The organism is Gordonia sp. NPDC003424, from assembly GCF_053588655.1.
On record NZ_JBSFQJ010000040.1, the window covers coordinates 1 to 2965 of the forward strand.

The window sequence follows — 2965 nt, forward strand, 5'->3', positions numbered from 1 at the left end:
TTATGTGGGTGATCGGTGTCAAGAGGATGTGTCGTCGAGCCGTTTGAGCAGGTTGTCGTAGACGTCGCGGCGGCCGGTTTGGCCTTTGGCGTCGGCGTCGTCGCGTTGGGCCTCGATGGTGGGGCGGTGCTCGATGGTGGTGAAGAACATGGTGCAGGATTCGCAGATGGTCTCGTATCGGCAGTCGAGCTCGATGGGGCGGGCACAGTAGCCGTTGCCGAGGAGTCGTTTGGCGGCTTCGGCGTGCAGGGCGCGCATGGCCGGTCCGGCCGCGTCGGCGGGTAGCACGGTGGGTGTTGTTGTGGTGTAGAGACTTTCGACTTTCTCGGTGACGGCGAAGTACTCGTCGGCGACGGTGCGATCGGCGATGCGAGCATAGACCATGGTCATCGACAGGTCGTGGTGGCCGAGGAGGGCGGCGATCGCTTCGAGGCTCATGCCGCGGTTGATGGCCTGGGTGGCCAGGGTGTGGCGTAGTTGGTGGGGGTGGATGTGGCCCAGATGTGCTGCGGTTGCGGCTCTTTGGACCGCGCTGTCGATTCGGGTGGCCGGGATGGGGCGGCCCCGTTCGGTGAGGAGCAGTTCGCTGGCCTGCCAGTCAGGGCGAGTACGGATCCAGTCGTCGAGAAGGTCTTTGAGTTGTGGATGCAGCGGGATGTAGCGGTCGGTGTGCAGTTTGCCGACCGGGGTACGCAGCCAGTAGCCGGTGCCGATCTGGACGATGGCATCGATGGTGAGCCCGAGGAGCTCTCCGCGACGCATACCGGTGCGTGCCAGTGCGGTGACGATCAGGCGGTCGAGCGGATCGGCAAGCGCTCGGGCCGCAGCCATGAACGCGGCAGCTTGGGCGTCGTCGAGGAACTTCGGGAGCGGTTTGTCCGGCAGGGGCCGGTCACTGGCATAGACCGGGATTCGGGCGGGGGTGTCGTCGTAGTCCCATTCGATGATCCGGGTGAAGAAGGTGTGCAGATGCCCGATCCGCATGCCCAACGTCGTTTTCGACAACGGTTTGCCGCGGTATCCGTCCCGGGCTGCCTGTAGCTGTTTGAACGTTTCGATGTGCTCACGCCGAATATCGCGCACACAGGTGACCGGCGGGTCGGCGGCGAGCACACTGGCAGCGAACTGCCGCAGCGTGGTGTCGAACAACGCCACCGACCCCGGCCGCAGCGACAGAGCGCACTGGCGCAGGTACCGCCGCATCGTGGCCACCAGCACGGGTGCACCCGCGGCCAGGGCATCCCAGTCGACCTCGGCGACCGGCCGCCCGGTCCAGCGGCGACGGATATCGGGCGGATCGGCCTGATGGCGGTGAAACATCACCGCGTCCAAACCGAAAAGCGGTGTCGACAACGTGTTGGGGCGGTATCCCCTGGCAGCGACCACGGCATCGTGGATCGCGGCCCGGATTGCCTGATAGTCGTTGCGTGACAGTTCATCCGGGCTCGTCCCGGCGACCACGCAGATCTTCGCCAGCCACGCCCACATGCGGCCGATCTCCTTGCCGCCGAACCCCAACGAACGCGCCTGCTCACCGAATCGGTCGGCGTGGCCGGGGTAGACGTCATCGATATGTGTGCCCCATCGGCTGCCGCTGGAGATGACGAACTCCACGTCCACCGGGACTCGGCAGGCAACCACGGTGTGCGCGACGAAGGACCGCACCTCGCTGCGGACGTGCTGCCGCTCGGCTACCGAGGTGGTCTGCCACCCCGTCAGACCGCCGAACTGACGACCGAACGCGAAGACTGCCCCACGCCGGCCACGCCGGGCAACGGGCGTGGCACCTGCGGCGATGTAGGCGTCGGCCGCCTGCTCCCACGACGGCGAGTGGTCGGTGATCTCAGGGGCTGTAGCGGTCATGGCTGGTCCTCTTCGAGTCCGTCCAGCACGGCCATCGCCTTGAGGTATTCGCCGGCGAGCCAGTCGTTGGACAGGTGCAGATAGATTCTGGTCGTCTCGATGGAGGCGTGCCCGGCCTGGGCCTGAATCGCCTCCAACGCCATCCCGGCCTCCCGCAGCCGGGTGAAACACGTGTGACGCAACTCGTGACAGGTCGCATGCGTCAGTCCGGCCCGCTTGCGGGCTCCGGCGAGGATCTCGTCAAGACCGGCAGCGCTGAGCGGTTCACCCCGCCGCGGACCTTTGAGCACGACGAACACCTCCTCGCCGACGGCAGTAGCGGGGCGTTCGCCGGCCAGGTAGGCGGCCAGCGCCGCGAAGAAGACACCGGCCACCGGGACCAGACGCTGATGCCCGCCTTTACCTTCGGCGACGAACACCCGGCGATCACCAACGTGCACATCGGCGAACCGCAGACCCAAGACCTCGCAACGACGCAGACCACCGTGCACCATCAGCGCCACCATCGCTCGATCCCGATCGGTCCGCAACGCCGCGGTCAACGCGATGACCTCACTCGGCGACAGCACCCGCGGCAACGTCCGCGCGGCCCGCACCAACGGCACCCCACGCTGCTTCCTGCTGCGAGCATTCATACTGCGTGGCACCGGATTTCGGTCACACAGGCCACGCAGCACCAGATACTCGAACAATGATGACACCGTCGACAACCGGCGCTTGATCGTCGACAACGCCAACCCCGACTCGCCATCGGCCAGTCGAACCACGTTCTCGCCACGCCGCGGCGACCGTTGCTCCTCGATGAATCCGAGGACATCAGCAGCAGTGACCTGCGTGGGTGGCTTGGCCACCACGGAGAAGAACACCTTCAAATCAAACATCCGCGCCTGCAACGTATTTGGCCGCACACGCGCGGCGGTGAATCGCAGGTACTCATCAACCAACGGTTCCCCCAGCGACGGTGGATCACCACCACCGGTCACCAGGCACGGCATGAACACGTCACCAGCCATCTGAACTCCCTCGACATGGCCTGACGACAGCATCCACCCCCGCACCGCCATACCCTGGGACGACTCGCCGATCACCTACATATCAAGCC

2 protein-coding genes are annotated in these 2965 nt (G+C 65.8%); both read right to left on the minus strand.

Annotated elements, in window-relative coordinates:
* Nucleotides 1–18: 18 nt before the first annotated feature.
* Nucleotides 19–1863 (minus strand): tyrosine-type recombinase/integrase, encoded by a 1845-nt coding sequence (locus ACWDTI_RS27210; protein WP_449741258.1) that lies wholly within the window; start codon nt 1861–1863, stop codon nt 19–21.
* Nucleotides 1860–2876 carry a tyrosine-type recombinase/integrase gene (locus ACWDTI_RS27215; RefSeq protein WP_449741259.1) on the minus strand — a complete coding sequence of 339 codons (1017 nt, stop codon included), beginning with the start codon at nt 2874–2876 and terminating at the stop codon, nt 1860–1862. Before ACWDTI_RS27215 ends, ACWDTI_RS27210 begins: the two co-directional genes overlap by 4 nt.
* Nucleotides 2877–2965 lie beyond the last annotated feature (89 nt).